Consider the following 3,591-nt stretch of genomic DNA (forward strand, 5'->3'; position numbering starts at 1 on the left):
CTGGGCGTACGGGTTCTCGCCTTGCGACGGATACCCGTAACCGGGCTGCGGCGGGCCGGGGAGGTGTCCGTAACCGGAAGGTGTCGGCGGCTGGTTCGGCGGCTGGGGCGGCTCGGTCATCAGCGCGTACCTTCGGGTCAGGGGTCGTGGAGGATGACCTTTCTATCACTGACGCAAGGCCTGCGACGGGCCCGGTCCGCCCCTGTACCCAAGGGAGGACCGGGCCGTGACGCCGTCGTTATCCGGCCAGTTGACGGCCGGGAGGGGGTGGAGTCTAGGACTCCTCGGCCAGCTCCAGCCAGCGCATCTCCAAATCGTCGCGCTCCGCGAGGAGTTCCCGCAGCTCGGCGTCGAGCTTGGCCACCTTGTCGTAGTCGGTGGAGTTCTCGGCGATCTGCGCGTGCAGGTTGCCCTCGCGGTCGGAGATCTTGTTCAGCTGGCGCTCGATCTTCTGGAGCTCCTTCTTCGCGGCACGCGAGTCCCCGGACGCGGTGGACTTCGGCGCGGCCGCGGCCGGCGCGGGCACCGGGGCGGCCGCCTCGATCATCCGCCGGCGGCGCTCCAGGTACTCGTCCAGGCCGCGCGGCAGCATCCGCAGGCTCGCGTCGCCGAGCAGGGCCATCACCGTGTCGGTGGTGCGCTCGATGAAGAACCGGTCGTGGGAGATCACGATCATCGAGCCGGGCCAGCCGTCGAGGAGGTCCTCCAGCTGGGTCAGGGTCTCGATGTCGAGGTCGTTGGTGGGCTCGTCGAGGAAGAGGACGTTCGGTTCGTCCATCAGCAGGCGCAGGATCTGCAGCCGGCGCCGCTCACCGCCGGAGAGGTCGCCGACCGGGGTCCACTGCTTCTCCTTGGTGAAGCCGAACTGCTCGCACAGCTGGCCCGCCGTCATCTCGCGGCCCTTGCCGAGGTCGACGCGGTCGCGGACGCGCTGGACGGCCTCCAGGACCCGCAGGGACGGGTCGAGTTCGCCGACCTCCTGCGAGAGGTAGGCGAGCCGGACGGTCTTGCCGACGGTGACCTTGCCGGCGGCGGGCTGGGCCTCGCCCTGGGTGCGGGCGGCCTCGGCCAGCGCGCGCAGCAGGGAGGTCTTGCCGGCGCCGTTGACGCCGACGAGGCCGATGCGGTCACCGGGGCCCAGGTGCCAGGTGAGGTGCTTGAGGAGCACCTTGGGGCCGGCGTGCACGCTGACGTCTTCGAGGTCGAAGACCGTCTTGCCGAGGCGGGCGTTGGCGAACTTCATCAGCTCGGAGGTGTCGCGGGGCGGCGGCACGTCGGCGATGAGCTCGTTGGCGGCCTCGATGCGGTAGCGGGGCTTGGAGGTCCGCGCGGGCGCGCCGCGGCGCAGCCAGGCCAGCTCCTTGCGCATCAGGTTCTGCCGCTTGGACTCCTCGGTGGCGGCGATCCGGTCGCGCTCGGCGCGGGCGAAGACGTAGTCGCTGTAGCCGCCCTCGTACTCGTGCACGTCACCGCGCTGGACGTCCCACATGCGGGTGCAGACCTGGTCGAGGAACCAGCGGTCGTGGGTGACGCAGACGAGCGCGGAGCGGCGCTCCTGGAGGTGGGTGGCCAGCCAGGCGATGCCCTCGACGTCGAGGTGGTTGGTGGGCTCGTCGAGGATGAGGAGGTCCTGATCGGCGATGAGCAGCTTGGCGAGCGCGATGCGGCGGCGCTCGCCACCGGAGAGCGGTCCGATGACGGTGTCGAGGCCCTGGCCGAAGCCGGGCAGGTCGAGGCCGCCGAAGAGGCCGGTCAGGACGTCGCGGATCTTGGAGTTGCCGGCCCACTCGTGGTCGGCCATGTCGCGGATGATCTCGTGGCGGATGGTGGCCGCGGGATCGAGGGAGTCGTGCTGGGTGAGGACACCCATCCGCAGGCCGCCCGACTGGGTGACGCGCCCGGTGTCGGGGTCCTCCAGCTTGGCCAGCATCCGGATGAGGGTGGTCTTGCCGTCGCCGTTGCGGCCGACGACACCGATCCGGTCCCCCTCGGATACGCCGAGGGAGATGCCGTCGAGCAGGGTACGTGTGCCGTACACCTTGCTGACTGCCTCGACATTGACCAGATTGACGGCCATCAGACGCGCTCCAGGGAAGGTTGAGGAATCAGCCCCTCAGCCTAACCCTCCGGGCCGGGCCGGACCGTTCCACCAGGAGCCAACCCGTCAGTGCCATGCCGATGGCGAGGGGTGCGGTGACCGGGAGGGCGATCAGGGTCGCGCTGTGGCCGTCGAGGAGGCCGCCGAGCCCGGTCATGGACAGGCCGAGGATGCCGAGCAGGCAGAGGGTGATGCCGAGGGCGGCGCGGGGGCCGTTTCCGGGGGTGACTTGAGCCTCCCCTGCCGGGGCTTCGAAGCGGCGGAAGACGGTGACGAGCAGGGCGGTCAGGGCGGCGGCCAGGAGGATCCGTACGGGAACCTGCGCCCACCAGGCCGCGGTGGCCGGGGCCGGCAGGTCCAGGCCGAGGGCGAGCTGGGCCCCGTACACGCCGAGCATGGCGGTGAGGTGCCAGAGGAAGGCGGTCATCGCGATCCCGTTGGCGGCGACGACACCGCGCCAGACGCGGGGGCGGCCCAGCCAGGCGGCGGCGGGCCGGGCCGCCAGCTGCACGGCGCCGACGAGCCACATGCCGTGGCAGAGCAGGGCGAGGGTGGGCGGGGCCATGTTGGACACCTTCTCGCCCGGCATCCCGACCATGGAGAGCGGGTACGGGCCGTACGCCACCAGCAGGACGGCCCCCGCGAGGCCGGCGCCGGCGAGGCCGAGGGCGGTGGGGGCCTTGATCCGCCCGTCGGCGCGGAGGAAGCCGAGCTGGTGGACGGCGAGCCAGACGAAGGCGAAGTTCAGGAACTCCACGTACGGGAGCGCGAGCGCGAAGCGCAGGACGTCGACGGTGGCGGCCGCGCCGAGCAGCGCGGCGAAGGCCCCCCAGCCCCATCGCTCGTGCAGCTTCAGCAGGGGCGGGGTGAAGGCGACCATGGCGAGGTAGATGCCGATGAACCAGAGCGGCTGGGTGACCAGCCGCAGCGCGGCCCCGGTCAGCCCGCCGGCGCCGCGGCCCGCGAGCTGGACGGCGAGCGCGACGGCGCCCCAGACGAGCACGAAGACGAGCGTCGGCCGCAGCAGGCGCTGGAGGCGGGCCCGCAGGAAGGCGGCGTAGACGGCCCGCCCCTCGGAGCGGCGGGCCAGGGACCGGTAGGACAGGGCGTGCGAGAACCCGCCGACGAAGAAGAAGACGGGCATGACCTGGAGCCCCCAGGTGAGCACCTGGAGCGGGGGCACGAGGGCGAGCAGGTTCCCTATGCCGTTGCCGCTGACGGCGGCCATCAGCCAGTGCCCGGCGATGACGGTGCCGAGCGAGGCTACGCGGAGCAGGTCGATGTACCGGTCCCGCTGCGCGGGCGTTGCGGCGGCCATTGCCGAGGCGGTCTGTCCCATGGCCTTACGCTCGCGCGTGGCGGGGCGTGGGGACAGGGTGCGGATACTCAACTCCCGCCTGAGTACCCGGTGGTGCCCCAAGCTGCGGCGCCGCTGCTGGGGCTCCGCCCCAGACCCCGCGCCTCAAACGCCGGCGGGGCTGAAGCTCCAGCCT

Annotated in this window: 2 protein-coding genes; both read right to left on the bottom strand. The window is 71.9% G+C overall.

All coding sequences use genetic code 11. The features are described from left to right. Nucleotides 1-274 precede the first annotated feature (274 nt). Nucleotides 275-2,077 (bottom strand): ABC-F family ATP-binding cassette domain-containing protein, encoded by a 1,803-nt coding sequence (locus ACFWBN_RS36510; RefSeq protein WP_385185048.1) that lies wholly within the window; start codon nucleotides 2,075-2,077, stop codon nucleotides 275-277. A gap of 28 nt (nucleotides 2,078-2,105) precedes the next feature. After that, on the bottom strand, nucleotides 2,106-3,437 hold the full coding sequence (locus ACFWBN_RS36515) for an acyltransferase (RefSeq protein WP_385185051.1): 1,332 nt from the start codon (nucleotides 3,435-3,437) through the stop codon (nucleotides 2,106-2,108). Nucleotides 3,438-3,591 lie beyond the last annotated feature (154 nt).

Source organism: Streptomyces sp. NPDC059989 (genome assembly GCF_042736975.1).
In the GTDB taxonomy this organism is placed as follows: Bacteria; Actinomycetota; Actinomycetes; order Streptomycetales; family Streptomycetaceae; genus Streptomyces.

Bases quoted from the DNA above. Each gene is read 5' to 3' on its own strand.
- ACFWBN_RS36510 (WP_385185048.1), bottom strand. From the start codon at position 2,077: ATGGCCGTCAATCTGGTCAATGTCGAGGCAGTCAGCAAGGTGTACGGC.
- ACFWBN_RS36515 (WP_385185051.1), bottom strand. From the start codon at position 3,437: ATGGGACAGACCGCCTCGGCAATGGCCGCCGCAACGCCCGCGCAGCGG.